The organism is Scytonema sp. NUACC21 (assembly GCF_054684315.1).
This window is the reverse complement of sequence record NZ_BAAFZH010000106.1, coordinates 40,633-66,507: the sequence shown is the minus strand read 5'-3', so window position 1 is coordinate 66,507 and position 25,875 is coordinate 40,633. Positions and strand designations below refer to the sequence as shown.

General features: G+C 41.6%; 18 protein-coding genes. 12 read left to right on the top strand and 6 right to left on the bottom strand.

The window, feature by feature from the left end; genetic code table 11:
- Window positions 1-11 precede the first annotated feature (11 nt).
- The 3 genes from ACYRY3_RS38075 to ACYRY3_RS38065 all read right to left on the bottom strand — a co-directional run bounded on the left by ACYRY3_RS38075 (window position 12) and on the right by ACYRY3_RS38065 (window position 3,213).
- A complete protein-coding gene (locus ACYRY3_RS38075) occupies window positions 12-1,736 on the bottom strand; it encodes a diflavin flavoprotein (protein WP_460206936.1) in 1,725 nt (574 codons plus the stop codon).
- 744 nt (window positions 1,737-2,480) lie between these two features.
- A complete protein-coding gene (locus ACYRY3_RS38070; RefSeq protein ID WP_460206935.1) occupies window positions 2,481-2,732 on the bottom strand; it encodes a hypothetical protein in 252 nt (83 codons plus the stop codon).
- 106 nt (window positions 2,733-2,838) lie between these two features.
- Window positions 2,839-3,213, bottom strand: coding sequence for a hypothetical protein (locus ACYRY3_RS38065; protein WP_460206934.1), 375 nt, complete (start codon window positions 3,211-3,213; stop codon window positions 2,839-2,841).
- A 195-nt stretch (window positions 3,214-3,408) separates the two neighbouring features.
- On the opposite strand from ACYRY3_RS38065, the gene ACYRY3_RS38060 reads away from it, so the two are divergent.
- From ACYRY3_RS38060 to ACYRY3_RS38005, 12 genes are all read left to right on the top strand, one after another.
- Window positions 3,409-4,833 (top strand): NACHT domain-containing protein, encoded by a 1,425-nt coding sequence (locus ACYRY3_RS38060; protein WP_460206933.1) that lies wholly within the window; start codon window positions 3,409-3,411, stop codon window positions 4,831-4,833.
- A gap of 37 nt (window positions 4,834-4,870) precedes the next feature.
- On the top strand, window positions 4,871-7,096 hold the full coding sequence (locus ACYRY3_RS38055) for a GumC family protein (protein ID WP_460206932.1): 2,226 nt from the start codon (window positions 4,871-4,873) through the stop codon (window positions 7,094-7,096).
- Between the two features lie 1,249 nt (window positions 7,097-8,345).
- On the top strand, window positions 8,346-9,173 hold the full coding sequence (gene hepC / locus ACYRY3_RS38050; protein ID WP_460206931.1) for a heterocyst development glycosyltransferase HepC: 828 nt from the start codon (window positions 8,346-8,348) through the stop codon (window positions 9,171-9,173).
- A 416-nt stretch (window positions 9,174-9,589) separates the two neighbouring features.
- Window positions 9,590-11,437 carry a heterocyst formation ABC transporter subunit HepA gene (gene hepA, locus ACYRY3_RS38045; RefSeq protein ID WP_460206930.1) on the top strand — a complete coding sequence of 616 codons (1,848 nt, stop codon included), beginning with the start codon at window positions 9,590-9,592 and terminating at the stop codon, window positions 11,435-11,437.
- Between the two features lie 101 nt (window positions 11,438-11,538).
- The gene (locus ACYRY3_RS38040; protein WP_460206929.1) at window positions 11,539-12,489 is read left to right on the top strand and encodes a glycosyltransferase family 2 protein; all 951 of its coding nucleotides are present in this window, start codon (window positions 11,539-11,541) and stop codon (window positions 12,487-12,489) included.
- Between the two features lie 271 nt (window positions 12,490-12,760).
- The gene (locus ACYRY3_RS38035; RefSeq protein WP_460206928.1) at window positions 12,761-13,735 is read left to right on the top strand and encodes a glycosyltransferase family 2 protein; all 975 of its coding nucleotides are present in this window, start codon (window positions 12,761-12,763) and stop codon (window positions 13,733-13,735) included.
- Between the two features lie 80 nt (window positions 13,736-13,815).
- Window positions 13,816-14,700: a glycosyltransferase family 2 protein gene (locus ACYRY3_RS38030; protein WP_460206927.1), complete on the top strand. Its 885-nt coding sequence runs from the start codon at window positions 13,816-13,818 to the stop codon at window positions 14,698-14,700.
- A 54-nt stretch (window positions 14,701-14,754) separates the two neighbouring features.
- Window positions 14,755-15,909 (top strand): glycosyltransferase family 4 protein, encoded by a 1,155-nt coding sequence (locus ACYRY3_RS38025; protein ID WP_460206926.1) that lies wholly within the window; start codon window positions 14,755-14,757, stop codon window positions 15,907-15,909.
- A gap of 888 nt (window positions 15,910-16,797) precedes the next feature.
- The gene (locus tag ACYRY3_RS38020; RefSeq protein WP_460206925.1) at window positions 16,798-17,823 is read left to right on the top strand and encodes a glycosyltransferase family 2 protein; all 1,026 of its coding nucleotides are present in this window, start codon (window positions 16,798-16,800) and stop codon (window positions 17,821-17,823) included.
- Window positions 17,824-18,108: 285 nt separating this feature from the next.
- On the top strand, window positions 18,109-19,143 hold the full coding sequence (locus ACYRY3_RS38015) for a glycosyltransferase family 2 protein (protein ID WP_460206924.1): 1,035 nt from the start codon (window positions 18,109-18,111) through the stop codon (window positions 19,141-19,143).
- A 97-nt stretch (window positions 19,144-19,240) separates the two neighbouring features.
- Entirely contained in the window at window positions 19,241-20,215 is a 975-nt protein-coding gene (locus ACYRY3_RS38010) for a glycosyltransferase family 2 protein (protein WP_460206923.1), read from the top strand.
- A gap of 63 nt (window positions 20,216-20,278) precedes the next feature.
- A complete protein-coding gene (locus tag ACYRY3_RS38005) occupies window positions 20,279-21,763 on the top strand; it encodes an O-antigen ligase domain-containing protein (RefSeq protein ID WP_460206922.1) in 1,485 nt (494 codons plus the stop codon).
- A 59-nt stretch (window positions 21,764-21,822) separates the two neighbouring features.
- Here the strand turns inward: ACYRY3_RS38005 and ACYRY3_RS38000 are convergent, their stop codons facing one another.
- The 3 genes from ACYRY3_RS38000 to ACYRY3_RS37990 form a co-directional block, all read right to left on the bottom strand.
- On the bottom strand, window positions 21,823-22,911 hold the full coding sequence (locus ACYRY3_RS38000; RefSeq protein WP_460206921.1) for a glycosyltransferase family 4 protein: 1,089 nt from the start codon (window positions 22,909-22,911) through the stop codon (window positions 21,823-21,825).
- Window positions 22,912-23,225: 314 nt separating this feature from the next.
- On the bottom strand, window positions 23,226-24,305 hold the full coding sequence (locus tag ACYRY3_RS37995) for a glycosyltransferase family 4 protein (protein ID WP_460206920.1): 1,080 nt from the start codon (window positions 24,303-24,305) through the stop codon (window positions 23,226-23,228).
- Between the two features lie 111 nt (window positions 24,306-24,416).
- Window positions 24,417-25,202, bottom strand: coding sequence for a PIG-L deacetylase family protein (locus ACYRY3_RS37990; RefSeq protein WP_460206919.1), 786 nt, complete (start codon window positions 25,200-25,202; stop codon window positions 24,417-24,419).
- Window positions 25,203-25,875 lie beyond the last annotated feature (673 nt).

The following is a 25,875-nucleotide window of genomic DNA, read 5'->3' as shown; positions in this document are numbered from 1 at the left end:
GTGGTTAGTGATTAATAGTGGTTACCAACTTTACGGTGGTGAACGGCGGTGAGGGCTTCTGCCTTACTCACGCGTCCTGCGTAGACCGTGCTGTAAACAATCCAGTGATCCCCGCCATCCATTCTACTGATAACTTCGCACTCCATGTACGCCAAGGCTTCTGTTAAGATGGGAGCACCGTTTTCTGCTGGTTGGGTTTTGACTCCTTCAAAGCGATCGGCACCAGGGGCAAAGCGTTTGAGGAAGTGCTTCATCAGGCGTTGGTAATTGCCTTCTTCTAAGACGTTAAGTACGAACTTATCGCCCACTTGCATCAGTGATTCAATTGCCCTGTCTTTCGCAACAGCTATTGTTAGGCCCAAGGGTTTAAAGCTGGCTTGGCTGACCCAAGAAGCTAACATGGCACTGGAGACATCGTTCTTTTTCGCAGTGATGATGTAAAGCCCGCCGCTGATTCTACCTAATGCTTTGTCAAGATCGGCATTTAAAGATTTCATCTGTTTGATGCTGCGATCGCGTGTTACCCACTGTCCTAAGTCTGTTCCCGCTTCTTCACAAAGCTTGTAGGTGTTGTCTGTGGGTGTTTCTTTGATTTGAATTGGTGGGAAAGCTGAGGTTAAACCCAAATCCCGAAACTTATTCAGCAAAGGATAAGTTGGCTCGTCATCTGGACCGCCTGCTTCAAAGATGCCCACTGCTTGTTTTTCGTTGACCGAGCCTAAGATGGTACTCAGGGCTGCTTGGATATTACCTGCACCAGAAGTGGGAGGCATTCCGATCGCAATTCCCGCACAGCGACCAACCAGTTCTCGCAGTTCTACTAAGTCACCAACAGCACGCAAGTCCACAAGTTCCACAGCAACGCCTGTTTTGGTAATACCCAAAGCAAGTGCTTGGGCTAAACGATAGCTATAACCGTAATCTGAAACGTAAAAGACGCCAATGGTTGTTTCTGCTTTGGCTTGTGTTTGGCTCCAGGTGCGGTAACGCCCGGTCAGTTCTTCAAGATTGTGATACAGTAGGGGACCGTGACCCGTAGCAATTAAGCTAATTTTTTCCAGTTCAGCCATGCGCTTGAGGGCAGATAGGACTGAACGGGCATTAGGAGCCATCAGGCATTCGTAGTAATATTCAAAATCGGCTTCAATGGCTTTTAAATCTTCGTCAAAGGTACTATCCGAGCAGTAATGCAACCCGAAAGCATCGCAGGTGAAGAGAGTTTGGGTTTTACGGTCAAAGGTGAAGATGGTGTCCGGCCAGTGTAAATTGGGTGCAATCACGAATTCTAGCTCGTGACCGTTGCCCAAGTCCAAGCGATCGCCATTTTTGACAATCTGCCGCTTAAACGGCTGATGCACTAAATTTTCGAGAAATTGAATAGCGACTTTAGAACCAACAACAGTGATATCTGGAGCCAGTTGTAAAACATCCTTAACTAAACCACTGTGGTCTGGCTCGGTATGGCTGATAATTAAATAATCAATCTCTGCTGGGTCAACTAAATTGTTCAGAGTATCTAAAAACAGCTGGCGAAACTTCTCATGGGAGGTATCGACTAACGCTGTTTGCTCACCGCGTATCAGGAATGAGTTGTAGGTAGTCCCGTTTTGCAGACCGAACTCAATATCGAAGCGGTCTCTGTCCCAATCCAGAGAGCGAATTGCTGTTGTCTCGGGAGCAATATCGACAACTTGGACGGTTAGTCTTTTCTTAGTCTTTTCGGTGAGTGCTACCATATCTTCCCTCCTAAGCAAATGAGTATTTATTACTCTTGTTCTATTGTGCCACGAATCGATTGTAACGTTTTATTAAAAATTCTATTAATTCATTTTAAAAACCATTATGGGATGCTATTTATGCTGACTTTTTACGTTATGTGGAAAAGCTTACCCAAAACCTAACCCCCCAGCCCCCTTCCCTACAAGGGAAGGGAGAGAAATCAAAGCCTCTCTCCTTGTAGGGGAGCCAGTGCGTTGCTCATGTGTCCAGAGTTGTAACAACTGGCGTGAGAGGTTGGAGAGGGTTTTTCCAGATACCGTGAAAAGTCAGGCTCATGATGGGCATTGTCAGCCCTTTCTACAAGAACAAATGAACTAGTAAAATGAAGGATTTAAGGCAAGGCTAAACAATAATTGATAGCCTTAGACTATTGCTCAAAGTTGTTGTGAGTACCCCTGGTCTGACGGTCAAAGGTTCCAACTTCTTTTATCTCCCCAAACAGTTCTTGCTCTAATACATCGTTGTGCATTCAACTAGAAGTTTCTAGTTCCCTAGCACCGCGTGCTAAAATTAGGATTGGGTAATTTTTATCGTTGCGAATATTAAGCCATTCAATAAAACTTGAATAATCAAGACGCGATCAAAATATTAACCGATTCGCGAACACGGGGAATAAATGAATTGATGATTTCCAGAGTACACTGAGCAAAACGACTCGCATCAGGGAAGATGTGCGAGCATGGTAGTCAATTACAGTAAATCTAACGATCGCGATCTTTCAGACGTTGGGCAAGTAGACAGTCCTCAAAGCTCAAAGCTTCTTCATCTAGAAAACTGGCGATTGCCATTTCGATTGTAGCTTCGAGGGAACATTCAAGTTCAGCGGACTTTTTCAAGAGTGCAGCTTTGATATAATCAGGTAGGTCGTTGACAAGCCTTGCGATCTGCCCAGAGGGCAGGAGCGAAGCTATCGCTTCTGAAGAAAGGTGTTGAGTAGTGAAAGTTGGATTCATAATTCTTTGGGAATTTTGACGTTGTAGGGGGGATTGCTAGCCTGGAGAATCAGTGTTTCTAATTCATATAGTAGTAAATGCTCCCACTGCTACACAACTTTTCACATCACGATCCTGAAGGAGGTTCCTCTTCAATCATCTGTTTTGCTTCAGGTAGGTTGTCACTTTGGGATTGGGTTTGCTGTTGCTTCGTAGTGATTGTGGTAGTCGGGCTACTCTGAAAGGTAATTTGTGGTGGGTTCACTGGAGATTGGGGTGGTCTGATTGCAATAACAAGAAACCCAAAGAACATTGCTGCGATCGCTACGAGTGCAACATTATTACTACCTTCCTTACTGGCTGCGTTAACTAAATGCTCTAGCAGTTGCATAAACTGCTGTTCCCCAGAAACACCTAAATTGCCTGCCCTTTTTAAGGTAGGTGTTTTAGCAGAAGCCGGCTTATCATGGAAGTTGCGGGGTGAATGACGTTTCACAGACATCGTTAGATACCTCAGAATTTTCGACTTTCAATTCCTGCTCAGATTGGGTTTAATAACTGAGCGGGTTTTATATGTCATCATTCTGCCAAAACCCTCAAACCCTTGTCGTTACTATAAAGTAAGCCAAAATTACGAAAAAGTAAGCCAAAATTACGAAAAAGAGTGTAGCTACAACAATATTGACTTAACTGACTAATGAATTTGGAAGAAGCCCTAAAGGTCGCTGATGAAGCGGTATTTAATAAGACAGGCAAGTACTTGACTGATATACAAAAGCTTGTACTTCAGGAATGTTGGGACAAGAAAACATATGACGAAATAGCTAAAGCTATCGATTATAGTCCTCAGCACATTAAAAATGAAGGCAACGAATTATGGAAACTTCTTACAAATGCGTTAGGTGAAAAAGTCAGTAAAAGTAATTTCCAAGCACCATTAGAACGCTACCAACGACGCTTGCAAAAGTCCGAAGAAAATGTTGTACCACGAACCTTGCCAGTTAGCCCAACTTGCAACTCAGAAAAAGAAATAGATGCCTGGGTGCAAGAGGTACGAAAAAAGGTCAAACCTTACTACGAAAAACGGTATGGCATTCTCAAAGTTTTGGGAATGCGTGAACCTGTAAAGCTGGAATCGGTCTATACAGCAGTTCAATTTTTAGATAATGAAGCCATTCGTAGTTTTGAATCTATCGAAAATTTAGAAAAATTTTATCGTCAAGCTAATAGGCGCAGTTTCCAATTTCAAGACGAAGGTAAACAAGAAGGAATTATAGTTGCTAATGATAAGCAATATCTGATGGTGCTTGGTGGTCCTGGGGCTGGTAAGTCTACATTTCTGCGAAAGGTGGGACTAGAAGCACTCAAAGCTAAAAAAGTAGAATTTAAACACACCTGTATACCAGTTTTTCTTGAATTAAAAACTTTTACATCCAATGATATTGATATTGAAAAAATTATTGCTGAAGAGTTTCGTAGATGCGGTGTTCTATCAACTGATGAATTTACAGGCAAAGCTTTAGAAACAGGTAAATTACTTATTTTGCTAGATGGATTAGATGAAGTACCGACACAAAACTTGAATCAGGTAATTAGTAAAATTGAAAAATTTGTTGATACTTACGACCAAAATCGCTTTATTGCCTCATGTCGCACGGCGGCTTATCGCAGTAGTTTCCGTTGCTTCAACGATGTGGCAATGGCGGATTTTGATGATATCCAAATTCAGCAATTTATCTATAATTGGTTTCAGTCAGCAGCAGATAAACAAGCAAAGACAGGTGAAAAATGTTGGGAATTACTGCAAAAACCAGAAAATTCTGCCGCTAAAGAGTTAGCCCACACACCTTTATTGCGATTAGTTCCAGTAGAGGCAAATGCTAGTGGAACACCAGTCATTGCATTTGGAGCAGGTGGGGTATTAGATACTCAGATACCTGGTAAGACAGGGGTCTTTTTCAAGAGGCAAACACCCGATTCGCTACAAACTGCATTACTAGAAGCCAGGGAAATCTATTGGGATTACGGGAACATTCGTAATCATGCAGTCACTCATTTTTCAGAAGAGGCTTTCTTTAGTAAAGTCGATCAAGTTATTGACCAAGCTTGTGCCGTAAAGTAATTATTCATTTGATTTGATTAGCTGAGGGATAGTAAAAGTGGTTCAAAGCAGTCTAGGTCCATATGTAAATCCAGTTACTGAGTCAGAACCGGGTTACGGACAACTGTTTGCGGTTTTAATACGCAGATTTCCCTGGTTTTTAATAGTATTTGTGGCATCAATTGCCATGGCAGGCTTAGTAACAAAAAGAACGCCAACTACTTATGGAAGCTCAATGCAGCTTCTTATAGAACCTAATTATCAGGGAAAGAAAGAAGCAAATGCTTCCGTCGAGACTCAATATGCCGATCCCAACATTGAGATAGATGCTGCAACCCAACTGAACTTGATGCAGAGTTCAGAACTTATCGAAAAAGCAGTCGATCAGCTTAAAGCAGAATATCCTGACATAAGTGTACCTGAACTGAAAGGCTCCTTAGCTCTAGAGCAGGTCAAGAGAAAAGAAGATAACATCCCTACTAAAATATTCAAAATTGACTACACCAGTACCGATCCAGAAAAAACTTATAAAGTTTTGGATACGATGCGGAAGGTTTATCTGGATTACAACATCAGACAGCAGGACGAACGTATAAAAAGAGGTCTTAAAGTTATTAGGGAACAGATCCGAAAAGTCAATAATGATGTTAGTACTGCAGAGTCCAACCTACAACGGTTTCGGAGAAGTCAGAATTTAATCAATCCAGAGACACAAGCAAAAGCAACAGAAGATGAACTGGCGCGAATTCAGCAAGAACGGGGCAAAACTCGTGCGGAGTATCGGGAAGCAGAAGCCCGTTACAAAAACTTGCAACAGCAACTTCAAACAACTCCAGAAACAGCCCTAGCCGAAGCCCGTCTCAGTCAATCGACTCGCTATCAAGGATTGCTCAACGAAATCCAGAAAACCGAGTTGCTTTTGGCACAGGAACGCCTCCGCTTTACAGAGGAAGCTCCCAGCGTACAAAAGCTCGTAGAACAACTTCAAAGCCAGAAGGCATTATTGCAGCAAGAGCAAAGACGGACTTTGGGCGCTGAGGCAAAAACCCAAGGACTGGGCTTGCTACAACAAGGACAAAAGGGTCAAATTGATATCAACCTTTCATCTGAACTGCTAAAAACAAGAACTGATTTGCTGGCTTACATCGCCCGCGACCAGGTTTTGGCGAAGAAAGAAGAACAGCTGCGTAACGAACTCAAACGCTTCCCTACTGTATTGGCTGAGTATAATCGCTTACAACCTCAGGTACAACTGAACCGGGAGAAGTTAGAGCAGCTTTTGAAAGCAGAACAAATCCTGGAGCAAGAACTCGATAAGGGTGGATATAACTGGGAACTTATTGAAAAGCCCAAACTGGGTACGAGATTGGGTCCCAACCTCCAGCAAAATCTTCTTTTAGGTGGAGTCGTAGGATTGATGTTGGGTGGTATTGCTGCTTTTCTTCGAGAAGTAGCTGATGATTCCGTGCATACTACTGCTGAGTTAGAAAAACAGGTTGCCCTACCACTATTGGGAACAACACCGAAGTTACCCCCAGCTAAAGCCAGAGATTCTGTCATTAAATTGCCTTTTGGTAAGCCACAAGAACCTGCGCCTTGGACAATTCAAGTCTTGCAATCCCCACCACGATGGGAATCACTGGATCTGATTTACAAGAATATTGAACTTTTGAACTCTGTTTCTTCGTTCAAATCCCTAATGATAACCTCTGCTTTGGCAGATGAGGGTAAATCAGCTCTGGCATTAGGTCTAGCAATGAGTGCTGCACGCTTGCACAAGCGGGTCTTGCTCATTGACGCGAACTTGCGCGATCCCAGCTTGCACAAACAATTGAATCTTCCTAACGAACAAGGACTTTCAACTCTACTTGCAAGTGATGTTGCTCTACCCAACCAAATTAGCATTCAGTCTTCAGGCTCATCTTACATTGATATTTTGACTGCCGGACCTACGCCAGCTGACCCAGCTAACTTGTTAAGTTCCCCTCGCATGCAGCAATTGATGGCAACATTTGAGGAGAACTATGATTTGGTTCTTGTAGACTCTACTCCAGTTCTTGGGTTGGTAGATGCATTGCTCACAGCGTCATCTTGTCGTGGCGCAATCATGGTAGCAAGCATTGGTCAAGTGACTCGCACCCAAATGGCACAGGCGACAGCCATGCTCAGCAGATTGAATCTTCTTGGAGTTGTCGCAAGTGGTGTGTCAAACTCTAGCAGTGCCTACATCCCTTACACGACACACCAACATCGATTTGCACTGCAACAAGCTATGGAAAAATAAGCTATAGGCGCTAGCGGGAGCAATAGCTACGTCTCTAAACTCTTGGTCTTACCAATAAAAATGAAATTTTGATGTGGCGTATACTTAAAGCACAAAGTGTACGCTATTTTTGTGCGTTTTGCATACAATACACCAATTCTCACCCACCCTCTTGCTCGGGGGCTACGGTGATGTACATCCGTTTGATATTATGTTCGATTTATTACTTGCAACACCTGGTTTTTACCCCTCCCCAACCCTCCCCAAACTTCGGGGAAAGTGCCGTCAGGCGGGTGGGATGTTTTTTCCTAAGTGTTTATCCAAACATAAGATGAAATAGTTCACAAAGGAATCAGCTACCAAAGTTATTTCTCTAGGTTCACTTTCTCCTTTAGTTCGCTTAGAGTTACGTCTTAAGACAGATGATACGTCTAAGTATGGACTTGGATAAAAAGACCGGGTTTTTCCGAAATCAGGTCTTTTTTTGTTGAAGTTACGTAAGGTGATGTGAGTATACTGCAATGCATTTATAAATGCTGGTAGTCCTCTCACAAGCAATTTCTTATCAAAATAGGAAGCTAAGAAAAAGGTTTAAGGGTACATTTAGCTACAATCGCGTAAATCTTCGTGTTAAAAAATCAACATAAGAAATAAGAATTTTCTCACACAAATGAGGTAAATCGTTAAATGTCAACTACCAAGTGTTACATATTGGAATGTTAGTTTGTATCAACAGAAAAATTGGATAAGTATATAAAATTTATTCATATAACTAGTTTTACTGAATTTGTGTTATTTGATGATATGTAATTATGCTGTAATGATTAATATTCTTTTAATTGAATATCCCGAGTATGCTAAAATTCCTTACAAGAAGAAACAGGTATGCTCGTAGAGCATTTACGATAGCTTAATAATTCTTGGAAAAAGTGAGTGACTATTTAAAGAGTGAATAAAGAATCTCTATAAGCAACTGTAATTTCTACGGCATCTTATATCCTAGATATTAAATCACCCCTGAAAACAAACAACACGAGTGTGGAGTTACTTAAATATATTCAGACAATAATATCATTGATTGATGTATCCTGCACACCATAAAAACTAATTTGATAACGATGTGCAGTTGCTATTAGAGATAGTTTGTAAGACTATTTTTCCACTCAGATGGCTCTTTTTTAGAGCAATAGGCAAGATGCAGATCGTGCGTGGCTTTAACAGCCTTTAAGTATCAGGTCGGGAATCTACTACCATATGAGCTGAAATAAATATGACAACCTCAATAATACCAACAATACAGAATTACTATACAGTGAAGCAGCAACATCAAGATTATCCCACCCAATACTGCACAATTCAATGGCGGCGGGGTCAGTTGCTGGTAATGTCCCCAGGACAAGTTAAGCAGCCATATATGCCTTCACTGCAAAAAATGCAGCCACTAGTGGAGTGCCTGAAGCATTCTCCAGCAACTTTAGTTCGCATAGACCCAAAGTTAGGTGAAGCAAGATTGAAATTTTGGGCGGATGCATGCCTTGCAGCCGATAAGCCCATCTTTCTTCGCATACCCCGTGTTCACTCGCGCCCAAAACTCATTAGCCCAATTTTCGGAATAGTGAGACGGTTGACTGAATGGATTGGTGCTTTGATATTGTTACTCGCAGCCAGCCCGATGATTGTCTTGTTAGTTTTGTTGATGCAAATTCATTCCTCGGGTCCGGTGTTCTCTCGCCAATGGCATGTTGGTGAAAGAGGTAGACTTTTTAAAGCGATCAAGTTTCGCACAACTGCAGCGAGTAAGAAAGCTTTTGAAGATACTACAGCATACCAAAGCAGTTTGTATGATGGCGAAAGTGAGGAAGAACTCACAGTGCTTGGACGTTGGATGCGTAAGTATGGGTTAGATAATTTACCTCAGCTGCTAAACGTGCTACGGGGTGAAATGAGTTTGACCGGACCACGGTGCTGGTCATTAAAAGATGCCGTGCGCTTGAACCCAGAGAGACAAGGGCACCTTAACAAGTTGCCAGGAATTATGGGGACATGGGAGGTTGAGTCACAGTCCAGCTTGTTGCATTTAGACAGTCAAGTTTTGTAATTCAAATGTTTACAGAGTTGGTATGAGTTGCTGAAAATACAATATCTGAACATTTTGTGAAGGAAGCAAAGTTCTATACTTACTGTTGGAAAGCATAGATTTACACCAATTCTCTAAAATTTAGGAACAGATTCAAAGCTAAAAACCAAGATTCAGTCAAAGTTTTGTAATTACGAATTATGAATTGGTTTTACGGCTTGTCTCTCTTGGTAGGATTCTGACAAAATAGTTGATAAGTGGAATTTGCGGTAATTGAGCGATCATTTGCCGCAATTAAACGCAGTCATACTCTTAATTGTTTTGACTGCCTAAAATTTGAAGAATGAAACTCTCAAGGCAAGGGTTGGGCGAAAATTTGATTGCACAGTACAACAAGTTATGCCATTTCCTTGTCGAAATACCTTAAAGAAATACAAATGTACTCCAAACTTTCCAAATCTGTTAACAAAATTCTCAGGAACATTATCAAAGCTAATAAGTTTTGGCAGGAGAACCACTTAATACTGCGAGAGTTTGGCAATTTTCGCAAAATAACTATCTTCGCAGTTGTGTTCACCTTCCTTGCAGCAACCTTTGAGGGCGTCAGTGTCGGGTTTCTACTTTCCTTTCTCCAAAGCTTAACCAATCCAAATGCTACACCCCAAACAGGTATTGGCTTGTTGGATACTTGGATAGCAGCTAATGCCTCAGTAATCAATCCTCTTTACGTAATATCTATAATGATATTACTTAGTACTTGGATTCGCGCAGCTTTTAATTACTTCGCAGCAATATACACAGAATCTGCACAACTTAATCTTGCCGACCGATTGCGAAAGCGAATTTTTGAACAGTTACAGTCTTTGCCACTCGGTTACTTTACTGAAGCTCGTTCTGGCGAAATCATGAATACGATGACGACAGAAATCGAGAGATTTAAACAGGGTTTTAGTGGGTCAGCTTTCGTATTAACTAGGGCACTAGTAGTCGTTGTCTACTTTATCTGTATGTTTCTGATATCGTGGCAACTGTCTGTCTTATCAGTCCTATTATTTTCTTTGCTAGCAGTAGGCTTGACAACACTGAACGCTAGGGTGAGAGAAAGCAGTTTTGATATTTCTACCGCCAACGGTAAATTCAATGCAATAGCATTAGAGTTTATTAATGGAATTCGTACCGTTCATGCATCTGGAACTCAAGACTTTGAGAGGCAGCGCTTTTATAAATCAAGTAAAGAATTACTAAATGCTTCAATTAAAGTTGTCGCTGCTTGGACATTAGTCAAACCTATAGCTGAAAGTGTAGCAACTACAGCTCTTATAAGTTTAATCATTATCTCGTTCACGAAATTTACACTGCCAATCGCTTCACTACTCACCTTTTTCTTTGTCCTTGTCCGCGTTGTACCAAGTCTCCAGGATATCAACGGAACTCTTGCATTTCTTAGTACTTTGAATGGGTCCCTAGAAAATATTAAAGAGCTATTGAGAGAGGACAACAAACATTACTTCATCAATGGCAATATTCAGTTTCCAGGATTGCATCGCTCAATTGACGCCGTGTCTGTTGATTTTGGTTACAATCCTGAAAATAGAGTGCTGCATAATGTAACCCTATCGATTGAAAAGGGTAAAATGACGGCACTGGTAGGAGCGTCTGGCGCTGGTAAAACAACACTCGTTGATTTAATTCCTCGATTCTACGACCCAACAGAAGGACACATTTTTATAGATGGTGTAGATTTACGGCAGTTTGAGATTAACTCACTGCGTCATAAGATGGCAGTCGTCAGCCAGCATACATTTATTTTCAATACCACTGTTTGGCAGAACATTGCCTATGGTACACCAGATGCAACGGAAGCAGAAATTCGAGAAGCCGCCCGACTTGCAAATGCACTTGAGTTTATTGAACAAATGCCTCAAGGTTTTGATACTGTGTTGGGCGATCGCGGATGCCGTTTATCTGGAGGACAACAGCAGCGGATTGCCATAGCTCGTGCATTATTGCGCGATCCGGAAATTTTGATTCTAGATGAAGCAACAAGCGCTTTAGATTCAGTCTCAGAGCGATTAATTCAAGAATCCATAGAAAAACTTTCTGTAGGTCGAACGGTGATCGCGATCGCCCACCGACTTTCAACAATTGCTAAGGCAGATAAAGTTGTGGTCATGGAAGCAGGGCGCGTTGTAGAACAAGGAAACTATCAAGACTTGTTAGAACGACGCGGCAAGCTTTGGAAATATCACCAGATGCAGCATGAAGTCACTCACGAAGCAAAATAAAACTTTTGTTTAGATTGCTTAAAAAAAGTGTAAACTTCATCTATTTTATACCAGGCACTACCACAATAAACAATAGAACCTTATGGTTTTGCGGCTCAAACATGAAAGTATCAGTTATCATTTCAAACTACAATTATGCTCGGTATCTAGCAGCTGCCATTGAATCAGTCTTAACTCAGACCTATAACAACACGGAAATTATCGTCGTAGATGATGGTTCCAAAGATGATAGCCGCGAGGTCATCACCCAACTAGCCCAAAAGCACCCAAATAAAATCAAAGCGATTTTTCAAGAAAATCAGGGACAGGGAGCTGCTTTTAACACGGGATTTGAGGCAGCTAGCGGAGACATTATCGCATTTTTAGATGCTGATGATGTGTGGAAGCCTAATAAATTAGAGCAGGTTGTAAAAGCGTTTAATAGGCCAGATATTGTTGGTGTCATGCACCTCTTAGATAACATTGATAGTGAGGGCAAGCGCATTCCTAACACCAGGACAGTAGGAAGGCTACTGGATGAAAATTTGGCAGAAGTCATCGTTGAAACAGGGAACGCTTGGTGTTTTCCACCCACCTCAGGGCTTGCCTACCGACGATGCACACTCTCCAAATTTTTTCCTATCGACTGTGTCAAGTGGCGGCTATGTGTTGATGGTTGTCTTATCTACTGCACAGCTTTTTTAGGCAAAATTAGGACACTGAATGAAGTACTGGGAAGTTATCGATTGCATGGGAAAAATAACTTTATTCAAAAGAGAGTAGAATTAAGCGCAACAGGACAAACCGGAATTGAAATGACCAACGAATACATCAATAATTTTTTAAAACAAATTGGTCATCCGTCTAGAGTAAATTTATCCCGTAACCTTCAGTATCGGCGGACAAATTACTACATAAATTGCAAATGGGACTTTCAAGAAGCGTTAGATATTTCAAATTTAATTTTAAGTTGGCGCTTCTACAATTTTTTAGAACGGATTTACTATCTTGTTCGCTTTTGGATGAAAAATGCACAATTGTTTTACCAAAAGGTAGCTTATGTAAAGTTATAAAAATTCCCATAGTGAAAGTTACTTCATTGAAGTTTAAAGATTGTTGATAAATAAGAGGTAAGAGAAATTATTTTTTCTTACCTTGTGTATTGTTAATAACATATTAAATAATAGTCAAAGCCATCTAAATTTCTCAGGAGAAAACAAGCCCAAGTTTTTGACAAACGTTGCAATATTCTCAAGTTCCCTTTTTAATAAATTTGTACTAGCGATCGTTTGAAAAGCCGTTTAAAACTTTCCCGATAAAAGAAAAATCCACAGTAATAAGAATATGATTGATGAAATCAAAACCCAACAACCCCTAGTAAGTATTATCACACCTACTTACAACCGTCCTGATTATTTAAAAGTCGCTCTCAGGAGTGCTATTAGACAAACCTATCGCAACATTGAAATTATTGTTTCTGACAATTGCAGTCCGGAAAACCCCCAATCCATTGTGGAGTCTTTTAATGACGAGAGAATTCGATTCTACCGCAACTCAACAAACTTGGGGATGTTTGCCAACACCATGAACGCCTTTAAAAAAGCAAGAGGTAAGTATGTTGCGAGTCTGCTTGACGATGATATGTGGGAAGAGAACTTTTTAGAAAAACTCGTACCACCATTGGAAGCCAATCCAAACCTAGCGCTTGCTTTTTGCGACCATTACATGATGGACGCTGATGGTGAAATAGACCCTGCTCTCACTGAGCATTGTTCGCACCTCTTTAAGCGGGCTTATCTTAAGGAAGGAATTTACCAACCTTTTTCTAAGCTGAGCTTAATTGATAGAGCAGTTTCTACAGCAACTGCAGCTGTTATTCGTCGAGATGTTGTAGACTGGAACACCATTCCTTCAGAAGTCGGCGGTTCGTGGGATCTGTACTTAAACTACCTATGTTGTCGTAATGGTTTGGGAGCATATTATTGTCCTGAAAAATTGACTCGTTACAGAGTTCACGAACAAACAGACACAATGTTGAGTGGTAGCCGAAACTCTCAAGCGAAAATCCGAAAAGCTCAAGCTGATATTTTCTGCTACGAGAAGTTTATGGAAGATGAGCGACTTCAGGAATTTAAACCCCATTTTCAACAGCAATGGGGACATGTCAGTACCACTTTAGGGATTGGGTTAATGCGTTCTCAAAAAATCAGAGAAGCGCGTCCATATTTTTGCCGTTCCTTGCGTCAACATCTCACCTTCCGCACAGTAGCTGCATTAATGTTAAGTTTTATTCCACCAAGAATTGCAGCTAAGTTTTAACTGAGAACAAATCAAATATAGGAACAGCCAGGGATTTTCTACACCAACAAAACTGTGAGCGAACAATAAACTATAGAATTATGAGAGTATCAGCTTGTATCACCACCCGAAATCGACCAGAAAACTTAGAAGAATGTCTACAAGCACTATGGAACTCTGATATTAAACCCCATAAAGTTGTCGTTTCAGATGACTCCCCAACTATAGAAGTCCAGCAGCAGAATTATCAGATTGTTGCGAAATATCCAGGAACAGAATATATTATTGGACCCCGTCAGGGAGTTTGCGCTAACCGCAACAACGCAGTCAATGCCATACCAGCATCTGAAACTGATTTTGTTGCTTTTATTGATGATGATATTTGTGTAAAACCAGACTATATTGCTCGTGCTTTAGACAGATACGCTCAACTGTCTGCCGAACAAAGAAATCAAACTATCCTTTCAGGTGTTAGCCGAAGCCCTGATGGTTCCTTTGAAATGGTTTCTGGAAAACTTTCTTTTCGCGGGTACTTCTGTGCTTCTGAGGTTCCTGAATCTGTAGCTATTCATGCCACTTTATTCCCCCGAGTCTTTTTTGACCAAGAACAGTGGGACGAAAATATCTTCTTCGGCTATGAAGATGCAGAACTTTGTTTGCGAGCCTTGAAACGAGGGTACAAAATTGTACATTGCCCTGAGTTGCTGGTTATTAATGCCGCAAGCGTTGATTTTAAGAGTAGTTTATACGAACCCGGAAAAGGCAGTTTAACAAGATATGAAATCTCAGTAGAAGCTGCTCGGTTGTATGTTGGTATCAAACGCTACAAAGACTTATCTCCTAATCCAATTAAACTAGTGGCGTTTCTCATTTTATACTTTGTTCATATGACGATCTATTTGATGAGACGGAAAGCAATTCAAGCTTTGCCTGAGATTGTTCGACTGTCTCATATTGGACGATTATTGCGTCCGTCTGTTGTTTAAAGATTTAATGGCAACAATCCCTAAGTTCTAAATAGATTTTACAGGAAGTTAAGAGTGAAGCTCTGCATCGTTACCCACAGCGTTATCAAAGGTGATGGACAGGGTCGAGTAAATTATGAGGTTGCCCAAGAAGCAATTCGTCGCGGTCATCACGTTACCTTATTATCAAGTCAGGTAGCCCCGGAATTACAACAAAACGATCGCGTTCACTGGGTACCAATTCCGGTTGAAGGATGGCCTACCGAATTGCTTCGTAACTTAATTTTTGCTTGGCGCAGCACGGCTTGGTTGCGTAAGTATCGCGTTCAGCTTGATGTAGTCAAAGCTAACGGCGCGATCTCTTGGGCTCCTAGTGATGTTAACGCAGTACATTTTGTCCACGGTTCGTGGCTGAAATTTTCCTCCAAGCAAGTCAAGCCTAAATCAATTAGAAATGCACTGAATCCACGCCAAGTTATTTACGATTTATATCAGTGGTTTTACACGGCTTTAAATGCCAGGTGGGAAAAAAAGGCTTTTCGTCAATCACAAGCAGTGGTGGCTGTCTCCGATAAGATCGCCAAAGATTTGTTAGAAATTGGTGTGCCTCAAGAATCCATTCAAGTCATTGTGAATGGCGTGGATTTACAAGAGTTTTCTCCTGGTGTTAGCGATCGCAAAAAATGGGGTCTTCCAGAAGGAGTAACCCTTGCTTTGTTTGCAGGAGATATCAGAATCCCCAGGAAAAACTTGGATACAGTGTTGCACGCTCTCGTTAAAGTGCCCGAGCTCCATCTGGCAGTTGCAGGCGTTAAAGAAGGCAGTCCCTATCTCCAGCTTGCAACATCACTGGGATTAGATGACCGAGTTCATTTCTTGGGATTGCGACGTGACTTACCAGAGGTCATGAAAGCAGTAGATTTTTTTGTTTTCCCATCCCGCTACGAACCTTTTGGCTTGGTTGTGATTGAAGCTATGGCAACAGGTATACCCGTGATCACTGCTAGTTCTACAGGTGCAGCAGATTTGGTCACGCCATCGGCAGGGATCGTTTTGCAAGATTCAGATGATGTTGAGGCTTTAGCCACTGCGCTTTTAACCCTAACGCAGGATCGACAACTGAGAATCCAAATGGGTAAAACTTCGCGAACTATAGCGGAACAACACAGCTGGAACACAATGGCGCAAAGCTATGTGGATTTATTAGAACAAATGACTTCCAAGAAATAATTTAATGGACATCACGAGCCGTCCTGATTGTTCTTAGTTCTCTTGATTTTTTCAGCCGAAAATATCGTGGTTGCTTTATTGTTAGCATCAATCATTGGTCTTTTTTCCGGATGATATCCTAACTTTAAAGTTCTATTTATTTATAGACTTTGTAGTCTAGTTTACGTTATAATAGAAATCATCAGCATAAAACCTGAAAATACCAAATAGGTGGCTAAACAAAAAGCACATATATTAAGGAAGGTGAAAACAGCCCTAAATCATATCAATGAGAAGGGGTTCTCTTAGCTATTTAACTTTATTTGTGCCGCCCCACTTATTTGTTGTCAAAATCTGTCTCAATCTGAATAAGCAATCAAGTTTATTGATGGCGATCGCACAGTTAAGAAAAAAATAACAAAATACAAATAGAGGAAAAGAAAAAATCAGAACATAAAACAAAAATAGCAAAGGTACCCCCGAAATTTAAATTTCTTTAGGGAGGTAAGGTTCAGGCTATTTTTAATATGACTGTAGTTTGGGGCGTTTGTTATTTATTGACTCTGTGGTTTAATATGAATACTTCTAATAAAGAAATGTAACAATAATATAAACTTTTCTGTTTTTGCATAAAACCTTTTTTAACACCTGATTAAATAAAAAGAGGTTGAAACACCTTGACAAAATATCTCTTTAGCTTTGCCTAAAAGAGTTTTCTTTTGACAATAGCACTTCTCAGGCTCTGGGATAGAAAACTTTATCCTTAGTTGCAGGAAGGTTCATATTAATTTCATCTCAAATATACACAATCCATAACTGCGTTTAAAGTTCTTTACTCAGACAAAGTCAAAATTAATTGACTCCTTGACCCATAACTAGTGACCAACCATAAAAAGGAATAACCATAATATGCAGGAATTGCCATCAGTTGCTATTTGTATTCCCACATACAATCAAGCCCAATACCTCATCCATTCAGTGTCAAGTGCTTGCAGCCAAACATATCCAAATGTAGAAGTGTGGGTTTCAGACAATGCTAGCACCGATAACACTCCGGAAGTGATGGCAAAATTGTGCCAGCAGTTTCCCCAACTGCGGTACCATCGCCATCCAGAAAATATGGGCATGATGCCTAACTGTAACTGGGTCTTAAGCCAGCCAAACGCAGAATTTGTGATTCGCTTGGACTCAGATGACGTTGTATTACCGAGTTATGTGGAAACTTTGGTAGCTCTGATGCAAAAGTATCCAGAAGCAGGTTGGGCTCATGTTGCAACATTGGAGATCGACCAAACCGGAAAATTCCTTTCCGAACGACGAGTCATGAGAAAGCACGAGTTTCAAAACGCAGATGAGGCACTAAGAGCTTCTGTGTCTGGTTTGCGAACTGCTTCCAGCATTTTCATGTTTAAAGCTCAAGCTTTACGAGAAGTAGGGTTTTATGGAGACGTTCGGCTGGGGTATAGCGAAGACTACGATCTAGCAGTGAGAATGTCCGATGCTGGTTATGGGAACGTTTACTCGGATACGATTTTGGCTGAGTACCGTGTATGGACAGATGCCGAACACACGCGACCCAAGCGAAAAGGGGATCAATTGCGGGCTTATCTTTGGATATACAATAAGTCGTTAATGTCTGCTTTTGAAAGACGTGGTTGGGATACCGAGATTATTGATAAATATCGACGCAAGATGGCGTTAATTCATGCGGCAGCTTGTTTTTCTCCAATTTTTTCCAAGACAGAACGGGCAGAACTTATTAGTCTGTTAAAAGAATTGGGTGATTCACCAGCTTTGCGGATTCGTCTTTTTGCATCGTCCTTGGGTCTTGCGCCTGTCTTTGAGTGGCAGCACCATATGGAATTAAAGCTAAAAGGCATAGTTAAGGTGTTGTTAAGCAAAATCAAGACCATTACTCAACTGAAAACAGCATAATCAAAACAGATAGAAATCACAAAGAGGCAGAGGCGATCGCGAGTTGGGAAGCTTTCAATTTTTCTTTCATAAAAAATTGCGCTTTGCCTCCCTTATAAAAAGCATAGTGTGGTCATTACGATCGGGAAACCTACCGAACAAAACAAAAAATGGGTTGCATATCCTCGTCAGAATTGAGCATAATGAAAGCTGGCTTTTAGTAAGGATGAGCGTCCTTACTTTGCTAGTCAAATAGGGCTCTTGTCCTTACTACAATCTGCTCCATTTTGTAGGACCTGACTTAAAATGACTTCAATGCCAGATTTCCCCTCTGTGGCTGTTTGTATTCCCACCTACAATCAAGCTCAATATCTGATCCACTCCGTGCGTAGTGCCTGCAATCAAACATACCCAAATGTCGAAGTTTGGGTTTCAGACGACGGCAGTACAGACGAAACGCCTCAAGTTATGGAACAGCTATGCCAGCAGTTTCCCCAGGTGCATTACTATCGCCAACCGAAAAACCTTGGAATTGCTGGAAACAACACTTGGTTAATGAGTCAGCCAAAAACTGACTACATCGTTCGCTTGGACTCGGACGATCTGATATTTCCCAAATACGTTGAGAAATTAGTCGCGCTACTACAAAAATACCCACAAGCAGGTTATGCTCATACGGCTATTCAGGAAATTGACGAATATGGAAATAACCGTGATATAGGAAGAGTAGCCAGAAAACACGAGTTCCAAGACTCTGAAGAGGCGCTTATGGCAGCAGTCTCGGGCTATAGAGTAGCAGCAAACATTGTCATCTTTAGAACAAAGGCATTACAGGAATTAAAATATTACGAAGGTCGTCCTGAATTTGTTGAGGATTACGATTTATCCGTAAGAATGGCAGACGCAGGCTATGGTAATGTCTACTCAGATGAGATATTAGCTTGCTATCGAGTCTGGACCGACGTTAAAAAAACGCGATCCAAACGCAAGCATTTGCAGTTAAAAGGATATGTTCGGATCTTCGAGGAAAGTTTCTTGCCAGCATTTAAACGTCGGGGTTGGGATACAAAAGTGCTGAACAAGCAGAGACGCAAGATGGCAGTTTTGCACTCAGCTTACTGTTTTCTGCCTATCTTTAATAAAGAGGAACGAGCAGAACTGGTCAATCTCCTCAAAAAATTGGGGGATTCGCCATCCTTGCGATTGCGCCTTTTCGCCCTGTCTATCGGTTTAGCCCCTTACTTTGAGTGGCAGCTCCATACAACACTCAAGTTAAAAGGCATAGTAAAAGATTGGTTAAGCAAGCTTAAAGCTCGTTCAACAGTCAAAACAGTAGGTTAAGTTATCAGTTAGCGGCGATCGCCAATTGCCGCTAACCGATAACTGGTTACTGTTAACTCTTTAGTGTTAACTGATTAAATAACCCAAGCAGAGACTCATGATTACCATCACTGCTATTGTTCCAACCTATCGTCGCCCGAAAGACCTCAGTCGTTGTTTGGAAGCACTCAAGAGCCAAAATCGTCCGGCAGATGAAGTGCTAGTGGTGGTGCGTGACACGGACAGCGACAGTTGGGCGTTTCTCAAGGAATTTAACCCCGAACCCTTAAAATTTCGTACTGTAACTGTTACAGTTCCAGGAGTCGTTGCCGCCCTGAATGCAGCCTTGAAAGAAGCCAAAGGAGATATCGTTACAGTTACTGATGATGATGCAGCACCTCATCGCGATTGGTTGGAACGGATTGAGAAGTACTATCTGTCAGACGATCGCATAGGTGGTGTGGGTGGAAGAGACTGGGTGTACTGGCAAAACAAATTGCTCGATGACGGCACCAGCGAAGTTGTCGGCTTAGTTCAGTGGTGGGGACGCGTTATCGGCAAACATCACATTGGCGTGGGTAAAGCCCGCGAGGTTGATGTTCTCAAAGGCGTGAACATGAGTTTTCGTCGGAGTGCATGCACCCCGATTGGCTTTGACGAGCGGATGAAAGGTACGGGTGCTCAAGTTCACTTTGAAATGTCATTATGCTTAGCTTTGAAACGAGCAGGTTGGAAAATTGTTTACGACCCGGAAATTGCAGTAGATCACTACCCAGCGCAACGTTTTGACGACGACAAACGTGACAGACTCAATGAAACTGCAGTGCTCAATTCAGTACACAATGAAACCCTAGTTTTACTGGAACATTTACCATTTGTCAGACGTATTGCATTTATTATATGGGCTATATTGGTAGGAACCCAAGAGGCTTTGGGTTTAATACAATGGTTGCGATTTTTACCCAGTGAAGGAAGCTTGGCTAGGAAGAAGTGGTTAGCATGTCTTCGCGGACGCAGGCTCGGCTGGTTAACCTGGCAAGCCACCCAAAACCAAAACCAAGCATCAGCGAAGGCATTGGTGAGTAATTCGTAATTCGTTACGAATAATTTCAACCCTTGCCCCTTACCTTAGATATTTTTACCTTGGAGTGGCGTAGTGTTTCAAAGGCAGCCGATCTCAAATCCTTATCCTGTAGTAAATAATACCAAACAACACCCAACCCTGTATGCTTGGCTGGCAATTGGGGCGCTAATACTTTTTACTGTTGCGGGCATTGCAGTACGTGCTGCCAGTATCATGCGTCCGGGATATATAGTCATATCTTTTGCTGTTGCTCTTCTCCTGTATTTCCGATATCCCGCCCTCTATGTTGGTTTCACGTTTTGGATGTGGTTTATCACGCCGCTAGTTTCTCGCTTAATTGATTATTACAGTGGCAGCTTTGATGAGTCTCGGTTGATACTGGTCTCTCAATACTTAGTAAGCTTTATTACTATGTATTCCTTCAAGGACTTACCTAAGGAGGCTCGCACCGGAGGGTTACCATTTATCCTTGCCTTTATAGGTGTGATTTATGGCTTTCTAATAGGGTTGATTAAAACTTCACCGGTGACCGCAGCCCGGTCGCTTTTGGACTGGCTGGTTCCTATTTCTTTCTCCTTCTACTTCATTGTTAACTGGCAAAATTACCCAGAATATCGCAAAAGCATACAACGAGCATTTCTTTGGGGTGTGTTGGTCACGGGAGTGTATGGAGTTATACAATACCTAATTGCTCCAGAGTGGGATAGATTTTGGTTGATCGGCACAAAAATCACCAGCTTTGGCGATCCAGAGCCATTAAAAATCCGTCTCTGGAGCACGATGGCATCTCCCGGTCCCTTTGCTGTCATGATGATGGCAGGTTTATTACTGTTATTTACTTCCTCTGGACCGTTAGTTATTCCAACTGCAGCCTTTGGCTACCTCTCCTTCCTACTTGCATTGGTACGCACTTTATGGGGTTGCTGGTTGGTGGGACTTCTCACCATGATTACTGCTATCAAGCCAAAACTCCAAATGCGCCTCATGGTAACTATTTTGGTGATGACACTTTGTGTCGTCCCGTTAACAACTATGGAGCCATTCTCTGAGGCAATCAACTCTCGTCTGCAAACATTAACTGCGCTAGATAAAGATGACAGCGCAAATGTCCGAAAAAAAATCTATGAAGATGGCTTGAGTAAAGCCATGACCAATTATCTCGGTAACGGTATAGGAAATACGTTTGTCGTTGATGATGACGGCAAACTACTACCAATTGTTATCGATAGCGGTATCCTAGAAACGTTTTTCACCATAGGTTGGTTGGGAGCGTTCCCTTACTTAGGTGGAATAGTCATGCTTTTACTGAGGGTATTCCAATATACGGAGTATCGTTTCGATTCTTTTATGGCTGCATCTCGTGCTGTGGCTTTTGGTTGTTTTATAGCACTACCTGGTGGTAGCGCTATGCTAGCATTCTCTGGTATGCTGCTCTGGGGCTTTTTAGCTATTGTGATGGCAGGGCATAAGTATTATAAAAACCAACAGCACCTGAACAATTTTCATCAAATTTATCCACAGTACTATCAAAATATAAAGAATTTTCCTCAAGAATAATCAATGGTTAATAGTTAGTAGAGGCGCTCTTTCTTTGCACCCCTGCTAACCACTAGCCACTAACCACTCACCACTGAAAAAACATTGCAGTTTGTAGTTAATTCCCCATACACTACCATCGTCTCTTCATGAACGCGCAACACGCTCAATCGTTCTAGGTTTTGTTGTGCTTTGTCTTGCCATGTTTGCAGTAACTCAGGAGAAGCGAGCAATTGCTTCAGGGCAGTTGCAAGGGCTTTGCTGTTTGCTGGTGGTACCAAAATACCAGCTTGACCACCATCCAATGCTTCAGGTATTCCATCTACATGAGTGGCTACAATCGCACAACCAGCTTCACGGGCTTCTGGAATGACAAGAGGAGAGGGATCGCGGTGAGAAGCCAGGACAAAAATGTCACAGCCTAACATATAGGGTTTCGGCTCTGACTGGAAACCTTCAAAATGAATCCTGTAAGCAAAAGGCGTATTCTTTGCTTGCTCTTCAAACATAACACGGTCAGGACCGTTCCCCACTAAATAGAGATGAGCATCTGGAAAATCACAAGCAATTTCTGCAAAAGCATCTATTAACTCTCCAATACCCTTACGCTGATACATACCCGCAACAGTTGCGATCGCCGGTTTTTGCAGTGGCATGGGTAAATAGTCTTGAACTTTCCGACAGCGAACACTTCCTAGAGTTCCATTAGACACAACTCTCAGCTTTTTTGCCGGAATACCGCGTTGTGCCATCGACTCAGCGACTGCGTGACTTACTGCAATCACCCGGTCTGCTAAACCCATCAGTATTGCACTGCGTTGAAATTCATTGTGTACTGTGGAAACCAAACCGTATGGAGATGAAGCTTTGAATAATCTTGCCAGAACAACTCCGGTCATCATGTGCGTATGGACAATATCTGGTCTATACGCTTTGATAATTTCCCGATAACGCAAAGCGGCATTAACTATATTCATGAGGGATCTTGATTGATCCAATTTGAAGTGCTTTACTCCATAACTGGTCAGCAATGCCTCATACTCTCCACCTGCTGAGGCAACAGCTACTTCATGACCATTCTTTGCTTGCAAGCAAGCTAAATCCACCGCCACATTGACAATCCCATTACCGATTTCTAGGACGTGGTTTAAAACATGTAGAACACGCATTGAATTCGGATCGTATTGAAAATATACAATATAAAGCAAAAAAATTTTTAGAAATCCGGAGAATTTTTCTCAATTCAGGTGATGGCTATCAAAGTTTAATCAGCCTTGGAAAAATTTTTCTTTGGAAATAGCATAAATATTATACCAATTCTCCATCAAAATGGTCTTAATCTCAACCCCTGAGGTAGGCTTTCTTCTTATGAGCTAGGACTTCTAGCCTCAGAGGATATTAAGCACCAGCTTCAAGAGAATTGGTATTATTCTTTAGATATATTCCGATTTCTGCGTGGGGGATTCTGTGTGCCAAATTCTTCTCAAACAACACTGAGGCATTTATATTCTTTTAACAATTCTTGGTAAACAGCTAGAGTCTCTTCATTAACCCTTGCAGCACTGAATCGTTCTATGTTTTGTCTGGCAACACTTTTCCACTTACGCAATTCCTCAGGATCGCTAAGTAGTTTTGCCATAGCTTCTGCCAAAGCATGGCTGTCTTTAGGTGGTACCAAAACACCAGCCCGCCGATTATCCAATGTTTCGGGAATACCATCCACATCGGTCGCCACAATGGCGCATCCTGCTTCCCGTGCTTCTGTCAGCACTAAACCAAAAGATTCGCAATAAGAAGCTAGAACGAAGATATCAGACGCCAACATATACTTTTGAGGTTCTGATTGGAACCCTTCAAAATGAATGCGATTGGCAAAGGCTGTATTCTTAGCTTTTTCCTCAAACATCAGACGGTCGGGCCCATCTCCTACTAAATAGAGATGGGCGCTCTTAAATTTATCGGCAATCTCTACAAATGCATCAATTAACTCACCAATTCCCTTTCGTTTATACATCCCCGCAACAGTCGCGATCGCAGGACGTTGTAGGGGTATGGGCTGATATTCTCTCAGATTGCGATGGCGGGGACTACCCAAGGTTCCATTGGAGACGACGCACAATTTACTTTGAGGTATACCGCGTCTCTCCATCGATTTGGCTACCGCCTGACTCACTGCAATAACGCGATCGGCTAATCCCATGAAGATTGCACTTCGCTGAAACTCATTGTGTACTGTAGAAACCAAGCGGTAGGAAGAGTTTCTTAAAACTGCTGCTAGTATCACCCCTGTCATCATGTGGGCGTGAACGATATCCGGCTGAAACTCCTGCACAATTCTCAAATAACGTCCTGCTGCTTTCAGAATCTTAATTGGAGTCCTTGACTGGTCGAGTTGAAAGTGAGTAATGTCGTAGCTTTCCAGAAGTGTTTCATATTCTCCACCAGCAGATGCTACAGCCACATCATGACCCTGTTTTGCTTGCAAACAAGCTAAGTCTACTGCTACATTAACGATCCCATTCCCGATTTTTTGTACGTGATTTGTAAGATGTAGTATACGCATTTATATTTTCTCCACAGCGGTCGCTTATTACTAATTAATTTCAGTTTGTTTATTGAGTAGATAGATACAAGAGCAACCCCTGGCACTAGATAAATATCATATAATATCTAGCTATTGGGATACCTTAAAAAAGATTTCATAAGAACTTAGAAATCGCTTAACAAATCCACGGGGTAAGGTTTCTAACTGAGAACAATAAGAAGCTATTGCTTGACTTTTTTTATCTTGAACAGATGCAATTGAGAGACAGTAAGCAGCGGCTATATCCTGCAATTTGAGCATAATAAAAAGTGGCGCTCGCCAAAAGACCCAAATAGGATATTGTAGGATATCTATTTTCGCTCCTACTTTAGTTATCGCTGCTTTTACTAATTCATAGGTAGCTTCATGATCTGTGTGACAGTCCTTTCTATGAGGAACATAAACTTCCTCAGGGTTGTAAATCTTTATCAGCTCGGCCAGTTGCTCGATAGTCTGAGCCCGTTGTCCGGACTCTAAACCTTGCAAAGTTCCATCCGCCTTATCCAAAAAGTGAATTTTTGAAGCTTCTACTCCTAAAATTCCTAAAGCTTTTAATGCCTCTTGCTTGCGAATTTGAACAAGTTCGTCTTTGATTGGCGAGTCTGTACCGTGTGAACCCCGCCCATCCGTCAAAAACGCCACTGCTACTGGTATTCCATGCTCTCTTTTCATAGCAATCATACCACCACAGCCAAACGTTTCATCATCTTGGTGTGGGGAAAATACCAGAGCTGATTTCTGATTAAATGCGATCGGCTGACTTCCACGATGTAAAATCCACCGATATATCAAGCTAGAATGAATATCCTGCAACTGATAAAGCCAAGTGATTGGAATCCATTTTTGTATTTGTTTAAGTTTTTCTTTTGTCCCCATTGATTTACTATATTGATAGATAAAACTTAAAAAACATTCTGTCTGTATTATCTCTCGATCTATGCTTTTTTGATTCAAGTTATGTTCATTTTTTTCAGACTAAATGTAAATTTACTGTAATTCTTGTTGCATCGGCAACAACTGATATTTATTCTTGTCATGAACTAGACTCTATGAAATCTTTTTTATGGCAAAAAACTAACCGATATCATAGTTTTTCGGTCTATTATTTCATGCACGAATTAATTTTGCATTTTCTTTTGTATTAATTCCCAAGGATTACTGATAGTGAACTACCTATACTCCTGCAAGCGGTGAGTGTAAGCTTCTAGCATTCCTGAGAACCACTAGAGTCTCTGTGAGGAGAAGAGAAGCGTGCCGACGAAGAAGGTATAGAACGCTAAGTCGAATTGTGGCGGAGTTAGTCAAAGGAATGACTCCGCTTCACTCTAGATCCCTCGAGTTCACCTACTCCTCTTCAACCGATCGCCATCTGGTCTTTTGGCTTTTGCCAAAATATACAATACCATTAATCGAGATATTTAATTGCAAAACGATTGTTTAAATACAGATTAACAACAGGTAATCTACGTAAATCTACGACAGATTATTTGTCTCAATAGATTAATTCAAGGGCTGTCTTACCGTATAGCAGAGCACAGAGGGCTGGCTA

Bases quoted from the DNA above. Each gene is read 5' to 3' on its own strand.
- ACYRY3_RS38015 (WP_460206924.1), top strand. From the start codon at position 18,109: ATGACTTCAATGCCAGATTTCCCCTCTGTGGCTGTTTGTATTCCCACC.
- hepA (WP_460206930.1), top strand. From the start codon at position 9,590: ATGTACTCCAAACTTTCCAAATCTGTTAACAAAATTCTCAGGAACATT.
- ACYRY3_RS37990 (WP_460206919.1), bottom strand. From the start codon at position 25,202: ATGGGGACAAAAGAAAAACTTAAACAAATACAAAAATGGATTCCAATC.
- ACYRY3_RS38060 (WP_460206933.1), top strand. From the start codon at position 3,409: ATGAATTTGGAAGAAGCCCTAAAGGTCGCTGATGAAGCGGTATTTAAT.
- ACYRY3_RS37995 (WP_460206920.1), bottom strand. From the start codon at position 24,305: ATGCGTATACTACATCTTACAAATCACGTACAAAAAATCGGGAATGGG.
- ACYRY3_RS38010 (WP_460206923.1), top strand. From the start codon at position 19,241: ATGATTACCATCACTGCTATTGTTCCAACCTATCGTCGCCCGAAAGAC.
- ACYRY3_RS38035 (WP_460206928.1), top strand. From the start codon at position 12,761: ATGATTGATGAAATCAAAACCCAACAACCCCTAGTAAGTATTATCACA.
- hepC (WP_460206931.1), top strand. From the start codon at position 8,346: ATGACAACCTCAATAATACCAACAATACAGAATTACTATACAGTGAAG.
- ACYRY3_RS38070 (WP_460206935.1), bottom strand. From the start codon at position 2,732: ATGAATCCAACTTTCACTACTCAACACCTTTCTTCAGAAGCGATAGCT.
- ACYRY3_RS38000 (WP_460206921.1), bottom strand. From the start codon at position 22,911: ATGCGTGTTCTACATGTTTTAAACCACGTCCTAGAAATCGGTAATGGG.
- ACYRY3_RS38030 (WP_460206927.1), top strand. From the start codon at position 13,816: ATGAGAGTATCAGCTTGTATCACCACCCGAAATCGACCAGAAAACTTA.
- ACYRY3_RS38020 (WP_460206925.1), top strand. From the start codon at position 16,798: ATGCAGGAATTGCCATCAGTTGCTATTTGTATTCCCACATACAATCAA.
- ACYRY3_RS38075 (WP_460206936.1), bottom strand. From the start codon at position 1,736: ATGGTAGCACTCACCGAAAAGACTAAGAAAAGACTAACCGTCCAAGTT.
- ACYRY3_RS38040 (WP_460206929.1), top strand. From the start codon at position 11,539: ATGAAAGTATCAGTTATCATTTCAAACTACAATTATGCTCGGTATCTA.
- ACYRY3_RS38065 (WP_460206934.1), bottom strand. From the start codon at position 3,213: ATGTCTGTGAAACGTCATTCACCCCGCAACTTCCATGATAAGCCGGCT.